Origin of the sequence: Mucilaginibacter psychrotolerans, from assembly GCF_004519315.1 — a bacterium.
GTDB lineage: Bacteria > Bacteroidota > Bacteroidia > Sphingobacteriales > Sphingobacteriaceae > Mucilaginibacter > Mucilaginibacter psychrotolerans.
Map to the genome: position 1 here is coordinate 69,839 of NZ_SOZE01000004.1, position 17,462 is coordinate 87,300.

Sequence of the window (17,462 nt, forward strand, 5' to 3'; positions counted from 1 at the left end):
TAAACGGCAAACGGCCACATGGATTTCCCTGTTGGCCGTTTGTTGTTTATGATACTATAAGTGCGCTGAAGGTGATTATCAGGCGCGCTCCTCGTTCTCTCTGTTAAGCAATTCTAGTTTGCCATCTGCATTGACACCGTAGATAGAATGTATTTCTGTTTGAGCTTTAAAATCCGGTTCGCTTCGTTTGGTACGTGAGCCGATCAAGGGCGTTAAAACCAAAAAACAGGTAACAATGATTTGTATAATTACATCTTCCATATCCATAAAACAGGCCGTTTGTTTATGAAGTACATTTTAAGGAAATAGCATCCTTAAAATATGCCATTTTAGTTCCATAACATGTGTTAGCGACAATTTGTTGGCCCGAATAATTATTAGTCTGCTGGCTGGCGATAAATGTTACATTTCTGTTATATAAACACCCCGGAAGCTATTTGCATATAGGTATCCATATTTCTTCTTCGCTATCGGCACTGTCGCTTTTATATTTCTCGCCCATAACGGCAAAATGGGGCCTGTGTGCAACCCGGTAGCCCGAGGCTGGCAGCCATTCGGTGAAAATATAGCGGTAGGTTTCGGGGCCGTTTGCGGCAGGGCCATAATGGGTAAAAACGGCATACAGGCCCGCTGGTATGTTAAGGATTTCCATATCCGCAGGTGCATCATTGGGTTCGGCAACCTCTACCGCAGCCCATTTCTCAAAGATGGCTTCAGGATTAAAGTTCTCGAAAAATGTTGCCGGATAAACCTCCATCGAGTAAAGTTCAGTACCAATGGCCTGGCTTATTTCCATGCGCCTTAGCATAAATCTGCGCCAAAGCTGTCCGGTTTTGTTATCGACGTATGACATACTCATGCGTATGCCGCAGAATAGTTTAGCGGGCAGGGTTTCAAAACGTGGTTGCATAGCGGGCAAATCTCGCGAAGCATGGCCGGGAATAGAAATTTATTTGGAAGAAAGGTAGCTACATCCGCTTCTCGTCGCGGTCGTGTTTTTCGGGTTGGGTGCCTTGTTGGTTCAGATCGCTCTCAAACTGCTTTTCGTCTTTCATGTTTTTGCGCACCAGCAAAAAAATAACCAGCAAGGCTAATGTGGCAACAATGGCCACAACGGTATAATCGATTTGCATATGTTTAAGATTAATTGGCAGATGCAGAGGAAGGGGTCGAACCTTCAATATGCTGCCTTTTCAGCACTCTGCTTAAACTCTAAAATTACCCTGCAAATATATAATACAATTTGTCGGCATTTCCGATTAATTAATTACTTAATGAGGAGTTAATCTGATGGAAACAAGGCCGGGGAAGATCCACTCAGCAAACCTTAATCTACATTAACAATTCTCCTTAACCTACCTTATTGGGCGCGTATGGTAAATGGCCTACTTTTACATTACTAAGAGAGGAAATACACCATGAAAAAATCGATAGAAAGAATAATCCCACGCCCCGCCAGGCCAGGTATGGTTGGCGATGGTTTCAGGGTTTACAATATGATACCCGGTGCAGGCATTAGCCAACAGCGCATCAGTCCGTTTTTGATGCTTGATTTTAATGCTGAGTTTGATTTCGGTCCGTCGGAACATTTGCGCGGGGTAGATGTGCATCCCCATAAAGGCTTCGAAACGGTTACCATAGCCTATAAAGGTAGCGTTGCCCACCACGATAGCGCGGGCAACAGCGGCATTATCAACCCCGGCGATGTACAATGGATGACAGCCGGAGCCGGTATCCTGCACAAGGAATATCACGAACAGGAATTTTCGCGCAGGGGAGGCCCATTTGAGATGGTGCAACTTTGGGTGAATTTGCCCAAAAAAGATAAAGCTGCGCAGCCTGGGTACCAACCCATTACTGCCGACCAGATGGGCAAAGTACAATTGCCCAATGATGCAGGCATGGTAAACGTTATTGCCGGTACTTATAATGATACAACAGGCCCTGCCAGCACCTTTACACCCGTAAATTTGTTCGATATAAAGCTGAATGCCAATGGCGTTGCAGATTTCAACGTACCTGCCGGGCATAACACTGCATTGCTGGTGATTAACGGCAACGTTGAAGTAAATGGCCAGCAGGCTAAGGAGCACAGCTTCATATTATTCAAAAACGATGGCGAAGAAATCAGCATCCAGGCTGATACCGACAGCGTAGTGCTGGTATTAAGTGGCGAACCCATTAACGAGCCGATTGCCAGTTATGGCCCCTTTGTAATGAACACCCAGCAGGAAATAATGGAAGCCATACAGGAGTTTCAATCGGGGAAATACGGTGTATTAAACTAATAAGTTGGTGAGTTAACCACAAAGAACACAAAGGGAAAACCACAAAGCGCGCAAAGATTGAATTCTTTAATATTGATGAAGGGAAGGGCTTTGTGCCCTCTGACTTTGTGGCGTTTTTGGTAAAATTAAAACTAAGCAGATGAAGAAGAAGATAAAGCATATCCTGTTAGGCCGCGAGAAGCAGATTACCAGGGAGGAAGTTGTAAGGCAACCACTTCCGCATATGGATTTCAGGTTTGCCAATCCTTTTATCGTGCTGCACCACCTGGGGCCTAAGCAAATAGAGCCCGGGCAGGCTTTGCGTATCCATCCGCATCCGCATCGAGGCTTTGCGCCGGTTACTTTTATGTTGCAGGGCGAGGGCTACCATAAAGACAGTGCCGGCCATGACGAAACCGTAAAAGCCGGCGACGCGCAATGGATGTTTGCAGGCAAAGGCATACTCCACAGCGAGGGTCCGACGCAAGAGTTGTTGACACGAGGCGGCGTACAAGAATTACTACAACTTTGGGTGAATGTACCCGCGGCCAATAAATTTGATGAGCCTAGCTATCAATCGGCCACAAAAGAGCAGCAACCTTTTGTTCTGGAGCAGGGGGGCGTGAGCCTGCGATTGGTAAGCGGGCATTTTGATGGTAAAACAGGGCCTTTGCAGAGCATCACCCCCGTAATATCCATAGTGGGCGAAATAGCAAAAGGCAAAACCGTGCAGATGGCTGCCACCCCCGGTTATTGGACACTTTTATACATCGTAAAAGGAAGCTTGAGCGTAAACCTGGAAACGGTTGATCAATTCAATCTGGTTGTATTTGAACAGGACAACGAAGAAATTATCCTCACTGCCGAGGAAGATACTCAAATACTATTCCTTTCTGCCGAACCAATCAACGAGCCTATTGCCGCTAAAGACAACTTCGTGATGAATACCGCCGAAGAAATTGAGCAGGCCATGGCCGATTATAAAGTCGGGGTGTTCGGCTCGTTGGCTTTTTGATACTGCATCTCCTCGGGGTCTATCACTTCCAGTAGTTCATCATAGGTGTAACATTTTTTTGATGGCAGGCTGCTATCGTACAGTATCTTAATACGGATGGCCTTTAAGCCGGATATGCCCTGTAAATCCTCAATTTCCAGCATTTCTACTTCTTCTGCTACCATTCTCTTCATCTGCAAAAAGCGGATGTAGGTGAGGTATTCTATCTCCTCATCGTGGTTAGAGTACACAACGGTGAGTTTGCCTATCGCAGTAATACGCTCGGTAGTCCCTTTTATGCAAGCTTTGTCTATGCGTTTTTTTACGATTTCGAAACGGGCATTGTAGGTACCGTCTACGTCGAAACGTTTCTCATCCATCCGGAAACGGATAGATAGCGGCAGGCTGAATGCCAGTATCAGCGAGGTTACTTCTAGCGGGTAGGGCAGTATCTCGCGGTTAAAGTGGTGCTCAAGCTCCATTTGGCATAAAACCTGCAATTGCCATAAGCGCAGGTTGTACACATATTTCATATCGAAGGGCTTCGACGGAGATATTTTTTCTCCTATGTAAAGGTTATGCTCTACGCCATCGGTTTTAAAGCGTTCGTAATAATGTGGGTAATAGCTTTGTGCCTCGGTTTGCCAGCGATCAAGCATGGTTGCCATCCGCTCGTTGATAATGGCCACGGTGGTTTCGTATTTGCGACGCTGCAAGTGAAAATCGCCCATCTTATCGGCGTCCTCAAAATACTTTTCTATTGCCGGGCTATTGGATACCTCCATCACCAGGGCTTCCTTAAATAACGGGTGCACGTGGTGGTCCAGGTAGTTTTGCAACTGCTGTTCGGTATCTGCCTTCAGCGCGGTGCCGAGCTCCATTTCGTAAGATCTTAAATGCTGCAGTACGCTTTCCAATGATTCTACGCCCGAAGAAACGGCCAATTTGTCTACCAGGATGATGGCGGCAGTCAACTGATTCTTCAAGTCGTTTTGAAGGCTATTGTTACGTGTGTCTGATGAGCCTTTGATATCAACCTGCCCATATAAGGGGTAAACGTTGGTAAAGGTGATCTCACGCAGGGCGTAAGGCTTCTTCTCGGACCTCAGGTAAAGGAACTTATCCACTTCCTTCTTAAATTTCCAGTAAACGCTGGGGTGTATGCTGGTGTATTCGCTTTGTATAATGGCTTGTACCTGGTTTTGCTTTTCGGAAACCTTACGGGCTATGGTATCGGTTAAAAACGGCATTACCACATCTAACTGGTTGGCGTTTACGCTGTGCAGCTCACCTTTACGGCTCGATACCAATTCTATAATACCCAGCATTTTACCATCCTTAATTACCGGGGCCAGTATAAAACTATTGATATTTTGCTCTTTCAGTCGTTTAGCCAATTTGCTATCGGGGTTTTTTGCCCAAAATTGCTGCGTGTCGGCAACGGCAAAGTAAATACGATCAGTTGCTACATCAGTGAGCGAATTCATGCAAAGCGTGTCTGTGCAAAATTCCTCTTCGATATCTTCCGGCAAAAAGAAACTGCTCAATTGCGGACCGATTTTAGGCAGGCTGAACACCTGCTCCTCGGGGTCGAACTCAATGAACCCAACGCGCAAGTCGGCGATACGGTATATGGAACGGAATACCGATAGGATGTTATCGTAAGCGTTTAACTCTTCAGAATCGCGGCCAAGCAAGGCACCTTTTAAGGATGAAACGGCACTCTCTACCGTGGCATCGTACAGCGTAATCAGACTGAAACCCCTCAAATTCCAGCTGCCGACAGGGAATTTTTCTTTCCAGAGGTCGATATTGCTGAAATTATCGGTAAGCAAAGTTATATCTTCCGGCGTTATCTCAACAGCCTTTTCGGTCGGCGAAATCTCCAGGAAATCGGCATTATACAATATGCGGTAATGCTTGATGATGCCGTTGGCATCGGGTATATCATAGTAAAGCGGTTTAGAAAAATTAAGGTGGGTGCCGTAAATGGCATCCAGTATAATACAGCAGGCCATAATGTAGAACGATGGCTCGTCGTAATCCCTGAAAGATATATTGAATTCCGACCCGGCGGCATTCAGGATATTTTTAAAGCGGTTGGTTTGGTTAAAAAGAATATCCTGGTAAGGGATGCTCACCGCTTTTATCTCATTATTGGTTAATGCCTTGGGAAACAGGCTATCCAGCAGGTGGCCAATGACTTCGGTATTATCAATGATTTGACTTTTCTTTGTGATGCCGTCCCGCAGTTCGGGAAAGGGCTTTATTTCTTCGAGGATAGCCCGCGCATAAGCTGCTGCCGGTCCGTTTTGGGTTGCGGCGATTTCTTCGTAATGCTCAATCAACTTATGGAATGAGATATGAAGGCTAAAAGGGCTATCTGCTAACGCATTTAAATTCATAATTATATAGTACAGTACGGTAGACTAACGCTTAAGTTAAAATGTTACAACAGCAATACATCAATACGGTGCGCATGCACCATCTGCATCTCTACAGACCAGGCAAACACGGTGAACTGTCCATCCTGTGAAGCTACGAGTGCAATGGCATCGTTTTGATCGTAAACAAACTGGGCCGCTGCCAAATGCCTGGTGCCGCCGTTTTGGGCGGGGTGTACCTTGGTGGCCTTTGCTTCGGCAAGGGGTTCGGTTAATACAATCTGGCCAATGCGGGCGCTTTTTTCTGCCCGGGTTAGCTTTGCCCCAAAAGCAAGCAAATCGTATTTATTGGTGATGATGGTAGCGCCATCAACCGCAGTGAAACCGCCAATAAGATCTATAGCCTCTAAAAGCGATTCCTGCCACTCGCGTTTCTTTCGTTCGGCATCGTTCAATGCCAGCAGCTCCGGTATGGCGCTGTAGGCAGGAGTAACCGGGTATTTTATCGGATGTACTACAGATTCGTGCCAGCTATCTGTACCCACCGGAACTATAGCCACCAGGCCCCCCTTGCCATGCAAGCGCATAGAGGAGGCCAGCTGCACCAGCACGTTGAACGATTCGCCCATAAAGGAAGGGAGCGGCATATTCGCAAGCGATTTAAGCAGTACTGGGCAATCTGCCACGCCCATGGTAACCTCGTCCAGCACCTTTATCTGGTCGCCCTGCAACACGGCAATGTTTACGAATTTGCCGAAACCATCCACCCTGCGGTGTTTGATTACCAGCAGTCCCGGCTCCACCACTTCCAGTACGAAACAAATAGAGGGGATGCTATGCGTAGTGCCCCAAATGAACAAGTCGTCGCCCTCGGGCCAAACACCCAGGTGTATGCCCGGCTGCTCCACGGCGGGGGCTAGTTTTATCAAATTCTGCGGCGTAAGCCTAAGCTTTTGCCCGAATATCAAGGGTTTGTCGGATTGCGGGGGACTCAGCAACGCCAATGAAATCTTCGGCGAATGCCCTTCCTCGCGCCTTAGGCTTGCCCAAAAGCCGATATCGATTACGGCCTCTATAATCATACTATCAGGCGCGGTAGCCAGGTTTACGCCTATAATATCCTGCGCGTCAAGCAGGTGCTTTTTAAAGTGCGCCTCAATAACAGGTGCAACAATGCGGGCCGGCAAGTAGGTAGGTTCTGATAGCATTTCGGGGCAGATAGTATGTTAAGGCAAAATTAACTAATTACTGCCCTTTTTACCTATAAAATATTCTTTATGACTTAATTAGGAGGGAGTGTTGACTATTGGTTGACTAATTGTCTGAACTCGAATTTTAGGGAATTTTTAAAATGGACAGAATTGAATGGCTTTGCGTACAATGCTTCTGTAAAATTCCTCAAATTCCCCCAAATTCGAGTTCAGAAAAGGAAAGTATTAAAATGAAAATAGCCTCTTTTTTTGCGCCACAGTGAGCAAGGGAGGTTTAAATGAACTGCTGTCGGTGTTCTGCTGAAGTGCAAATACCCCCGATGTTAAACGGGCGGTAATAGTAATATTATTATATCTCCGTAGATAGAGATCCGTCCACCAATTTGGTTTAACAGTGATTCTAAATACATTACCTTCAATGTTTTCAACCTTTAGTGTATAATCATACCCCGGCATTTGCATGCAACACCAATCGTGGTAGAATATGCTATTGGTAATGCGGTTTTTGTTTTTGGGGTCCAAATTGTAGAAAGCCACAGTTTCTTTTTGTATAAAAAATGTTAGCTTACGACGGAGGGAGTCGTATTCCATAGTTACGTATTCAGCGCTATCTCTATAATGATATTGCCCTCCCATGTAAAAAAAATCGGCAAGAGATTTGTCAGTTCCACTTATGCATTCAATGATAAACCTGTTAATTCTGGTCGGCACGTTGGTGCTATCTTGACTGTAACACGCAAATGGAATCAGGATAAAGAATAATATCTTTTTCATGTCGGTTAGGTTTATCTTTTGAGCTAAGCCGGGCGGCTAGTTAACAAAATTTAAGAAAAAAAATATCATATCTGCAAAGCAATGTCTGAACTCGAATTTTAAGGAATTAGCCAAATTTTACAGAAATTCGTTGACCATACCTTCTGCCCATTCCTCAAATTCCCCCAAATTCGAGTTCAGAAAAGTCCCCCGTTAAAACGCCGGCTTCAAAGCCAATGCCGTGCCTGTACCTAATACCGCACCGCTAAACACATCGGTAGGGTAATGCACGCCCAAATACATACGCGAGTAAGCCGTGCCGCCCGCCCACAAAAACGCAGGCGCTACCACATACCATTTAGGGTAGGCCCTTGATATGGCCATGGCGGTGGAAAAACTGGTAGAGGTATGCCCCGACGGGAATGAGCTTTCGCCGGGGATATAAACAGGCACTATCTTTAAATTACGGATGAAAGGGCGGGGGCGGCCCACCAGTTTCTTAATAAGGTAAGTGGCCACAAAGGTAATGGCCGTGCTGCTGGCCACGTAGCCGGCATTCTCGCGCATATTTCGATCATTGGTAATAATGCCGCCTACCAATAGGGCCGCCGGCACCCCTATATTGCCGTACATGATATTGCGCGAGAGGAAACGCATGGTGGGTGTTACCTCTGGCGTACGGTGCAGGGCAAGGCTCACCATGGTACGGTCATCAAACCGTTGGATAAAATTATCGGCTTTGGGTACCACTACGGCCACTTTAGGCTTAGGGTCGGGCAGGGCGGCTACGGTATCCTTAGCCGGCACTACCACAGTTTGGGCCAAAAGGTTGGTGGCCCCGGTAAATAATGTTAATAACTGTGCCGTTAGGGCTATTTTGATCGTGCGCTTGTAAAAAAAAATCTTCATAGGTGTACGGCTTTGTTTTAATATATATATTTATCCCAAACCGGGTATTTGTGTTAGCAAAGTACTCAATAAATTGTTTTGCACCTAATAGGTTTGCATACAATGTTAGGCAAGGGTTGTTATAGCAGCATCTATTTATGAACTACCAGCAATTGATAAAACAGGTTAGCGAGCATGTGCTGGCCTATTACAAAACCCATGGCGATCCGCGCCTTGTTTATCACGATAAAAAGCACACCGAATCGGTAGTGGCCCGGGCAACAGAAATTGCCAACCACTACCAGGTGAACGATCGCGACTACTTTGTTGTAGTGGCCGCCAGTTGGTTCCACGATACCGGGTACATGGTGGATGTCAACAATCATGAAGAAAAAAGTGCCGAGCTGGCCCTGGCCTTCCTTAAAAAAGCCGGCCTGCCAGAGGAAGATATGGCCGATGTAAAAGGATGTATCATGGCTACCCGCATGCCGCAGTCACCATTAAGTTTACTGGAGAAGATTATTTGCGATGCCGATTTGTACAATTTAGGCACCGACGACTTTTTTGATACCGACAAGAAGATGCGTAAAGAAACCGCTACGCTACATGGCGTAGAAGTGAAAAAGCCCGAATGGTGGCGCAAAAGCATTGCGTTTTTATCGGCGCACCAATACCATACCGATTATTGCCAGGTACTGCTGAACAACACCAAACGCAAAAATATAGAAGAACTAAAGCGTAAACTGGCCAAGGTGCAGGAGAAAGATTCCAATGATCAGGCTGTTGCGAGGATAGCCCTTGTACCAGTAGTAACTGATCATAAAGCTGTCAAAAAGAACAAAGATAAAGACAACGAAAAGATGGAAGAGCCGAAGAAAGGTATCGAAACGATGTTCAGGATAACTTCATCCAACCATCAGCGATTGAGCGATATGGCCGATAATAAGGCCCATATTATGATTACCGTAAACTCTATCATCCTATCGGCCATTATTAGTTTGGTGCTGCGCCGCCTCAGTGAGAATGAGTTTTTGGTTATTCCTACTTTTATATTGCTATCCATCAGCTTGTTGGCTATTACGTTTTCTATCCTGGCTACGCGGCCGTCAATCCCCGCAGGGGTGTTTACCCGCGAGGATGTAGATAAAAAAACGGTGAACCTACTGTTTTTTGGTAATTTCTACAAAGCAACCTTAGAGGAGTACACCTATGGGATGGAGAAGATGATGGACGATAAAGACTTTTTGTACGGCAGCCTGATACGTGATGTGTACGCACAGGGCGTGGTGTTGGGTAAAAAATACCGGTTGCTGCGCATCGCTTATAATATCTTCATGTTCGGGCTTATTGTATCGGTATTGGCGTTCATCGTATCGTCGGCATTTTTTGCGGGTAAACCTATATTGTAAAGGCTTATGCAAAAGTATTTCAACCGCGATCTGAGTTGGCTTGGCTTCAACCAGCGCGTGCTGGACGAGGCTTCTAACACGGCTGTGCCGCTAATGGAACGCATCAAATTTTTGGCAATATACTCCTCCAACCTCGATGAGTTTTATCGCGTGCGCATGCCCGTGCTGCGTGCCCTCCAAAAAATAGGCGAGAAGAAGAGTAGTGATGTGGATGCCGATAAGCAGGCTGATATCTTACAGCAGGCATCGTCACTTATACTGGCACAGCAGCAGCATTTCGGCGAGCTATTGACTACCCAACTGATACCGCTGCTGCGCGAGGAAAATATCGACTTGATATATAACCGCCCGCTCCCACAGCTTTTGCAGGCGCAGGTGAGCAATTACTTTTTGGCGGAGATACTGGCCTTTTTGCAGCCGATTGCATTAGATGCCACGCACGGCTTCTTCCCCGAAAATAATAAGCTGTATTTTTTGGTAGAGCTGCCCGAAAACAATACCGATAAGTTGGTGCTGATCAATATACCATCTGATAATCTGCCGCGCTTTTATTCGGCAAAGGCCGATGGGCTGCAGTATATCTGCTTTATAGACGATGTTATCCGCTGGAATCTGGATAAGCTGTTCCGGCATGCCGAAATCAAAAATTGCTATAGCTTTAAGATTACCCGCGATGCAGAGCTCGACCTGAAAGACGAATACTCGGGCGACCTATCGGAACAAATAGAAAAACAGCTCAACAAGCGCGACCTTGGTTTCGCTACGCGTTTCCTGTACCAGGCCGATATGCCCATGTGGATACTGGATAACCTGAGCAACTACCTCAACTTGAATAAGCCCACTGCCATGGAGGGGGGGCGCTACCATAATTTAAAAGACTTTTTTACGCTGCCCATTGGCGCGCCGAACCTTGCTTATGATAAATGGCCGGCAGTTATGCTGGAGGATATCAGTCCGGATGAACTGATTTCGGATGCATTGGTCCGCAAGGATTTACTGATAAACGCTCCCTACCAATCCTACGATACCATTCTGCGGTTTTTTAACGAAGCCGCCAATAACCCCGATGTAGTGGAGATAAGCGTAACGCTCTACCGCGTAGCCAGCGATTCTAAAATTGTGAACGCCCTCATCAGCGCAGCCAAAAACGGCAAAAAGGTAAGGGTGGTGGTAGAATTGAAAGCCAGGTTTGATGAAGCGAACAATATCAAATGGGCCAAAAAGATGAAGAGCGCAGGCGTGGATATCATCTACAGTGTTACAGCGCTAAAGGTGCACGCCAAAGTTGCGCTGGTTAAAACGCGCAAAGGCGAGCGTATTACTTATACGGGTCTGCTGGCAACGGGCAATTTCAACGAGGGGACCGCCCGTTTGTATACCGATCATATCCTGCTCACCGCCAACCCTAAATTGCTGCGCGAGGTGGAATTGCTCTTTATATTCCTGGCTAAACGCGAGAAGCCTACTGAGGATAACCACATCGATTTTAAATATATACTAGTAGCGCAGTTTAACCTGCAAACCCGTTTTCTGGAACTGATAGACCGCGAAATAGCTTTTGCAAAGCAGGGGCTTCCAGCGACAATCACCATCAAAATGAATAACCTCGAAGAAAAGGTGATGATCAATAAGCTGTACGAGGCTTCGCAGGCGGGGGTTGAAATATCGCTGCTCATCAGAGGGATATGTTGCCTGACACCCGGCGTAACGGGCCTGAGCGAGAATATCAATATCAAGCGCATAGTTGACCGTTACCTGGAGCATGGGCGGGTGTTCATCTTTAATAACAACGGCCAGCCCGACATATTTATGGGATCGGCAGATTGGATGAACCGCAATATTTACCACCGCATAGAGGTTTGTTTCCCGGTATATGATGAAGCCATAAAGCAGCAGATAACAGAAATAATTGCACTGCAGCTAAACGATAATGTGCAGGCGGTGTTGCTAAATGCACAACTGCAAAACATTAAGCCGGAATTAACCGGTACCCCGGTACAATCGCAATTAGCCATTTACCGGTACTTAAGTCAAAAAGAGGTTGTATAAATACCATGAGCATGAAAACGGTAGCCATTTTATTTTCGATAGTTATTTTAGGCCTCATCGGCGCATCATGCAGCCAGAATGATGGCAAACAAAAAAAAGGCAAGCATAAAAAAGATAAAGAAAAGCAGGAAGCCGTTGCCGTATCGCCGCCGGGCTATGATTTAACAAAGCCGCTGAAATACAAGATGCCGTCAGAACTGCTGGAGATATCGGGCATTGCGGTTAACAAGGGCGACGATAACCTGATTTATGCCGAACAGGATGAGGATGGCAACATCTATTACCTGCATCCGGGCGATAAAACACCAAAAAGTGCTAAATTTGGTAAACATGGAGATTACGAAGACGTAGCCGTTGGCAACGGCCAGGCGGTAATCCTCCGTAGCGATGGCGAGTTGCACAGCTTCCCGCTTACCGAGGTGAAGGGCGGGCAGATAAAGAGCCAAAAGGTAAAAAACCAGATGCCACCGGGCGAATATGAGGGCATGCACTTCGACAATGAAAGCGGCAAGCTCTATATTCTGTGCAAGCAATGTACTATAGATAAATCTACCGATAATAACTCGGGGTATATATTCAACCTCGGCACCGATGGTAGCATCACCAAAACCGGCGGATTTACCGTAAATGCAACAACGGTTGATGATGAAGGCGAGATAAAAAAATTCAAATTCCGCCCTTCGGCACTGGCGCGTAACCCGCTCACCAAACAGTGGTTTATCGTATCATCTATAAACAAGCTGCTGCTGGTTACCGACGATAAATGGAAAGTACAGGCGAGTTATCCGCTAAAGGGTTTCCTGCAGCCCGAGGGCATCGCGTTCGATAGCAAAGGCAACCTGTACATATCCAACGAAGGTGATGAACTGGATAGCGGGAATATATTGTTTTTTAAGTACACAAAACCCTAATGATAAAATGCCGATAACACAGCAGCATGTGCCCGTCACATGCTGCTCATAAACACCCCTATTCTATGCGTAAATACCTACTTACCCTATCCACCATAGTTGCCGCCGCCACTGCCGGTTACGCGCAACAAAATGCCGTTAATGAGTTACCCGCCCCTAAATTCAGGGACAGTATGGTGGTAAAAGTACACCCTTCCTATAACGATGTTACGGGTGCCCATAAATGGCTTTTTGGCAAAAATTACCGCGAAGAATGGGCTGTGCCGGTTAAGCTGCCGATAATCAGGATAAGCGAAGTGTACGGCGGCCTTACCCCCGAAAAAGAGGGTGGAGGTTATCAATCTAAATCGCTAAGGCTTAAAGATAAAACGGGGCGCGAGTGGGTGATCAGGAGCGTAGAGAAATCGCCGGATAAATTGCTCCCGTCAAATTTTGCCGGCACTTTTGCTATAGATTGGCTGGACGATGCCATCAGCGGGCAGCATCCTTTTTCGGCATTGATAGTGGGCCCAATGGCCGAGGCGGCTAACGTACCGCACTCCAATCCGGTAATAGGCGTAGTGGCGGACGACCCCGCGCTGGGCAAATTCCGGCAGAAATTTGCCAACATTGTTTGCCTGTTAGAAGAACGGGAACCGGGCGGCGAATCTGACAACACCCCCAAGGCTTTGGGCAAGATCATAGCAGATAACGATAACCATTTCGACGGCGAAGCATTCCTGCGGGCACGTTTGCTGGATCTGCTGGTGGCCGATTGGGACCGCCACGAGGACCAATGGCGCTGGCTCGACCGCCAAAAGGGCGACGGCAAAATGTATATAGGCGTACCCCGCGACCGCGACCAGGTGCTGCATGTAGCACAGGGGCTGTTCCCGACCATCGCATCATTGCCATTTATTAGTCCCGCCATAGATAATTTCAGCGGAGAGATACCTCGGGTGAAATACTCCATCTTCAAAACCCGTTTCATTAAACCTTATACCGATGCGCAGATACCCTTTGAAGATTGGATGCGCATAACCAACGCCTTCGTAGCTGCCGAAACCGATGCCGTGCTGGAAGCAGGCTTACGCAAAATGCCGGTTGAGGCTTACAACGTCAGGCATGATAAGCTGCTTGCCGAGTTGAAGCAGCGCCGCGATGCCATTCCCAAAGCGATGGAGGAGTATTATTACTTCATCAACCGCCTGGTAGATATACGCACCAGCGATAAGAACGAACAGGTAACCATTACCGATGCGCCCGATAACGGCATGCGGGTGCTGATCCAAAAAATAACCAAGGAAGGTAAGCTGGGCGATACCTTATTGGATATGGTTTACAAGCCTGCCATTACCCATGAGATCAGGCTCTTTGTATCCGGCGGAGACGACCATGTGACCATTAATACCGCAAACTCGCCCATCAACCTGCGTGTTGTGGGCGGAACGGGCAACAAAATTTACGAGGGTATCAAATCGAATGGGCGGGTAAAGCTTTATGATAAACCGGATAGCCTCAAATTTATTGGCGACGAAAATATCTTCAGCAAACACCTTTCGCGCGATACTTTCAATACCAAATTCGTTCCTACCTATCCCTATAACGTTTGGATGCCGCTGGCAACCGCCGCCATCAATGCCGATGATGGCTTTTTGCTGGGTCTGGGCGTGCAGTACACTAAAAACGATGGCTTCCGCAAGCTGCCTTATACCAGCCTGCAGCAACTAATGGTAACCCACTCTTTCTCTACAGATGCGTTCAGGATACGCTATAGCGGCGAATGGATACATGTCTTCGGTAAAACCGACCTGCTGATGAATGCCAAAATACAGGCACCTGATAATACCATGAACTTCTTTGGTTTTGGCAATAGTACGCCGCTGGTGAAAGGGCCTAATTACCGCAGGTTTTACCGCACCAGGTTTGATACCTACCAGTTCGACCCGGCACTGCGCTGGCGGCTGGATAGCGTGCAAAGTATCAGCGTTGGCCCATCGTTCCAATATTATCATTTCGATGGAGAGGGCAACGCAGGCAGGTTGATTACCAACCCACCACTCGTCAATTCGTACGATAGTTTGATTGTAGATAAAGACAAGATGCATGTGGGCATAACGGTAAACTATATAGATAATGAACGCAAAGGCGGCGTGTTCCCCAATGATGGGCATTACTTTACCGTTAGCTTAACCGGTTACCGGGGCTTGAACAGCTATTCCAAATCGTACGGGCAGCTACGCTCGGAGTTTACTTTCTATAGAAATCTTACCAGCCATGGCGCATTGGTACTAAGCGACCGCGTAGGTGGCGGCATCACCGTTGGTCGCCCTGCTTTTTACCAGGGCATGTTTTTGGGCGGGCAGGGTAATTTGCTGGGCTTTTTGCAAAACAGGTTCGCAGGTAAGCATATGGTGTATAACAACTTTCAGGCGAGGCTAAAACTGGCCAACATCAAGGGTTACCTATTGCCAGGCCAACTGGGCATCAGTGGGTTTTATGACGTGGGCAGGGTATGGGCCGATAACTACAACTCAGGCGGCCTGCACCATGGCGTAGGCGGCGGGGCGTATTTTTCGCCTGCGGCGCTTATCGTAATACAAGTATTGGCCGGCCACTCGGTGGAGGGCTGGTACCCGTATGTGAGCTTGAATTTTAGAATATGATGCTTGTCTGAACCATGATTTTCTTGATTTAAGGATGGCTCTGATGCGGAAAGAGAACGTATTAAGACAATCCTGAAATCCTTTAATCAAGCGAATCATGGTTCAGACAAAGCGTTAGCGATAGTAGCGGATACCGGCCCTGAGCCTAAGGCCTTGTGCGCGTATGAGCGGATAGCGCGGGGCAAAGCCAACGCCCGCCTAACTCATCTGCACATCTGAAATCTTCACATCTGCACATTTTCTTAACCTACATTAACTTTCCGTTTTAACCTACATTAAGTTGAAATACCGTGTTTATACCGACATTTGATATCAACAAACAAGAACAAAACACAAACAATTTAAAGGAAACAACATCATGGAAAATACAATAAACGGCATCCACCACATCACAGCAATTGCTGGCAATGCCAAACGCAACTATAATTTTTACACCAATGTTTTGGGCCAGCGCCTGGTTAAGAAAACCGTAAACTTCGACGACCCTGAAACTTACCACTTATACTACGGTGATAAAGAAGGTACCCCCGGCAGTATCCTTACATTCTTCCCTTGGGAAGGCATCCAAACAGGCCGCAGAGGTGCAAGGCAGGCTACCGAAATTGGTTACTCGGTACCAAAAGGAAGCCTTGATTTTTGGGTTAACCGTTTCGAAAAACATAACGTAATTTACAACAAGGTAGCCGAAAAATTTGGCGAAGAATACTTAACCGTATTAGACCCGGATGGTTTGAAACTGGAATTGACAGCATCTAAAACTGCTGATAACCGTTTGCCTTGGGAAACCGACGAAGTTAAAGCCGAGAACGCTATCAAGGGTTTCCACAACGTAACTATCACCACCAATAAAATGCAGCCTACTGCCGATATTTTGACTGGCGTATTCGGCTATAAATTGTTGGAACAAAACGTAAACCGTTACCGTTTTATAACCGATGCGGTTGAAAATGCCAACATTGTAGACCTGGTTGAAGTTGCCGGCGAAGTTGCAGGCCACGTAGCCGGTGGCAGCGTACACCACGTAGCCTTCAGGGTAGCCAACGAAGAAATATTGATGCAATACCGCGAAAAGATAGCAGCCTTAGGTTTGCATATCACCGACAAGATAGACCGTAACTACTTCTATTCACTGTACTTCCGCGAACCGGGAGGCGTGTTGTTCGAAATTGCTACCGATAATCCGGGCTTCGCAGTAGACGAATCGGTTGAAGAATTGGGCCAGAACCTGAAATTACCTGCACAGCACGAACGATTCAGGTCGGCTTTAGAAAAATCATTACCAAAACTGTTCTAATTATTTATGTACAGTCACACAAAGCAAATTAAAACGGCGGGTGCAGCACCCGCCGTTGCTAAAGGCGCGCTGATACTGCTGCATGGCAGGGGCGGCACCGCAGCCAATATTATAGGTATAGCAAACGAGCTGGATGTAGATGGTTTTGCCCTATACGCGCCGCAGGCCACCAATAACAGCTGGTATCCCTTAAGTTTTTTAGCACCCGATGAACAGAACCAGCCCGCCTTAGATTCGGCATTGGAAATGGTAGATGAAACGGTAAAACAGGCATTGGCAGATGGTATCCCGGCGCATAAGATATACTTTCTGGGATTTTCGCAAGGGGCCTGCTTAACGCTGGAGTACATCACCCGCCATGCCCAGCCTTTTGGCGGCGCAGTCGCTTTTACCGGCGGATTGATTGGCGAGCATGTGAATTTGGATAACTACAAGGGCGATTTCATTGGCATGCCCGTGCTGATTACCACCGGCAACCCCGACCCGCACGTGCCGCTGAGCAGGGTAGAAGAAAGCGTGAAAGTATTGAAAAGTATGGATGCCGCAGTTACGCTGAAAGTATATAACGGCAGGCCGCATACGATCAGCAGGGAAGAAATAGACCTGGCCAATAACACCATATTTATATGAACAAACTCATAGCATGGCTGTTAGCCA

15 protein-coding genes are annotated in these 17,462 nt (G+C 46.9%); 8 read left to right on the forward strand and 7 right to left on the reverse strand.

The genetic code is table 11. The annotated features are described in order from the left end of the window. Positions 1-78: 78 nt before the first annotated feature. The 3 genes from E2R66_RS05905 to E2R66_RS28280 all read right to left on the reverse strand — a co-directional run bounded on the left by E2R66_RS05905 (position 79) and on the right by E2R66_RS28280 (position 1,133). Positions 79-267, reverse strand: coding sequence for a hypothetical protein (locus E2R66_RS05905; protein ID WP_133227887.1), 189 nt, complete (start codon positions 265-267; stop codon positions 79-81). A 166-nt stretch (positions 268-433) separates the two neighbouring features. After that, the gene (locus E2R66_RS05910) at positions 434-910 is read right to left on the reverse strand and encodes a GyrI-like domain-containing protein (protein ID WP_133227885.1); all 477 of its coding nucleotides are present in this window, start codon (positions 908-910) and stop codon (positions 434-436) included. A 58-nt stretch (positions 911-968) separates the two neighbouring features. Next, a complete protein-coding gene (locus E2R66_RS28280) occupies positions 969-1,133 on the reverse strand; it encodes a hypothetical protein (RefSeq protein WP_158288343.1) in 165 nt (54 codons plus the stop codon). A gap of 285 nt (positions 1,134-1,418) precedes the next feature. On the opposite strand from E2R66_RS28280, the gene E2R66_RS05915 reads away from it, so the two are divergent. Together E2R66_RS05915 and E2R66_RS05920 are read left to right on the forward strand one after the other, a co-directional pair. Continuing rightward, positions 1,419-2,288 carry a pirin family protein gene (locus tag E2R66_RS05915; RefSeq protein WP_133227883.1) on the forward strand — a complete coding sequence of 290 codons (870 nt, stop codon included), beginning with the start codon at positions 1,419-1,421 and terminating at the stop codon, positions 2,286-2,288. 139 nt (positions 2,289-2,427) lie between these two features. Further along, a complete protein-coding gene (locus tag E2R66_RS05920; RefSeq protein ID WP_133227881.1) occupies positions 2,428-3,282 on the forward strand; it encodes a pirin family protein in 855 nt (284 codons plus the stop codon). Here the strand turns inward: E2R66_RS05920 and E2R66_RS05925 are convergent. The 4 genes from E2R66_RS05925 to E2R66_RS05940 form a co-directional block, all read right to left on the reverse strand. After that, the gene (locus tag E2R66_RS05925; RefSeq protein WP_133227879.1) at positions 3,246-5,666 is read right to left on the reverse strand and encodes a GAF domain-containing protein; all 2,421 of its coding nucleotides are present in this window, start codon (positions 5,664-5,666) and stop codon (positions 3,246-3,248) included. The two genes, E2R66_RS05920 and E2R66_RS05925, sit on opposite strands and share 37 nt — an antisense overlap. A 44-nt stretch (positions 5,667-5,710) precedes the next feature. Continuing rightward, positions 5,711-6,853, reverse strand: a complete 1,143-nt coding sequence (locus E2R66_RS05930) for a putative sensor domain DACNV-containing protein (protein WP_133227877.1) — start codon at positions 6,851-6,853, stop codon at positions 5,711-5,713. 228 nt (positions 6,854-7,081) lie between these two features. Further along, positions 7,082-7,630, reverse strand: coding sequence for a hypothetical protein (locus E2R66_RS05935; protein ID WP_133227875.1), 549 nt, complete (start codon positions 7,628-7,630; stop codon positions 7,082-7,084). 192 nt (positions 7,631-7,822) lie between these two features. Continuing rightward, on the reverse strand, positions 7,823-8,518 hold the full coding sequence (locus tag E2R66_RS05940) for a phosphatase PAP2 family protein (protein ID WP_133227873.1): 696 nt from the start codon (positions 8,516-8,518) through the stop codon (positions 7,823-7,825). 137 nt (positions 8,519-8,655) lie between these two features. Between E2R66_RS05940 and E2R66_RS05945 the strand changes: the two genes are divergently transcribed. The 6 genes from E2R66_RS05945 (at position 8,656) to E2R66_RS05970 (ending at position 17,435) form a co-directional block, all read left to right on the forward strand. Continuing rightward, positions 8,656-9,906, forward strand: coding sequence for a Pycsar system effector family protein (locus tag E2R66_RS05945; RefSeq protein ID WP_133227871.1), 1,251 nt, complete (start codon positions 8,656-8,658; stop codon positions 9,904-9,906). Between the two features lie 6 nt (positions 9,907-9,912). Beyond that, the gene (ppk1, locus tag E2R66_RS05950) at positions 9,913-11,955 is read left to right on the forward strand and encodes a polyphosphate kinase 1 (protein WP_133227869.1); all 2,043 of its coding nucleotides are present in this window, start codon (positions 9,913-9,915) and stop codon (positions 11,953-11,955) included. Positions 11,956-11,960: 5 nt separating this feature from the next. Further along, positions 11,961-12,866: an SdiA-regulated family protein gene (locus E2R66_RS05955; protein ID WP_134737909.1), complete on the forward strand. Its 906-nt coding sequence runs from the start codon at positions 11,961-11,963 to the stop codon at positions 12,864-12,866. Between the two features lie 65 nt (positions 12,867-12,931). Continuing rightward, a complete protein-coding gene (locus E2R66_RS05960; protein WP_158288344.1) occupies positions 12,932-15,511 on the forward strand; it encodes a BamA/TamA family outer membrane protein in 2,580 nt (859 codons plus the stop codon). 358 nt (positions 15,512-15,869) lie between these two features. After that, positions 15,870-16,805, forward strand: coding sequence for a ring-cleaving dioxygenase (locus tag E2R66_RS05965; RefSeq protein WP_133227863.1), 936 nt, complete (start codon positions 15,870-15,872; stop codon positions 16,803-16,805). A 6-nt stretch (positions 16,806-16,811) separates the two neighbouring features. Continuing rightward, positions 16,812-17,435: an alpha/beta hydrolase gene (locus E2R66_RS05970; protein ID WP_133227861.1), complete on the forward strand. Its 624-nt coding sequence runs from the start codon at positions 16,812-16,814 to the stop codon at positions 17,433-17,435. The last annotated feature ends 27 nt before the right edge of the window (positions 17,436-17,462 follow it).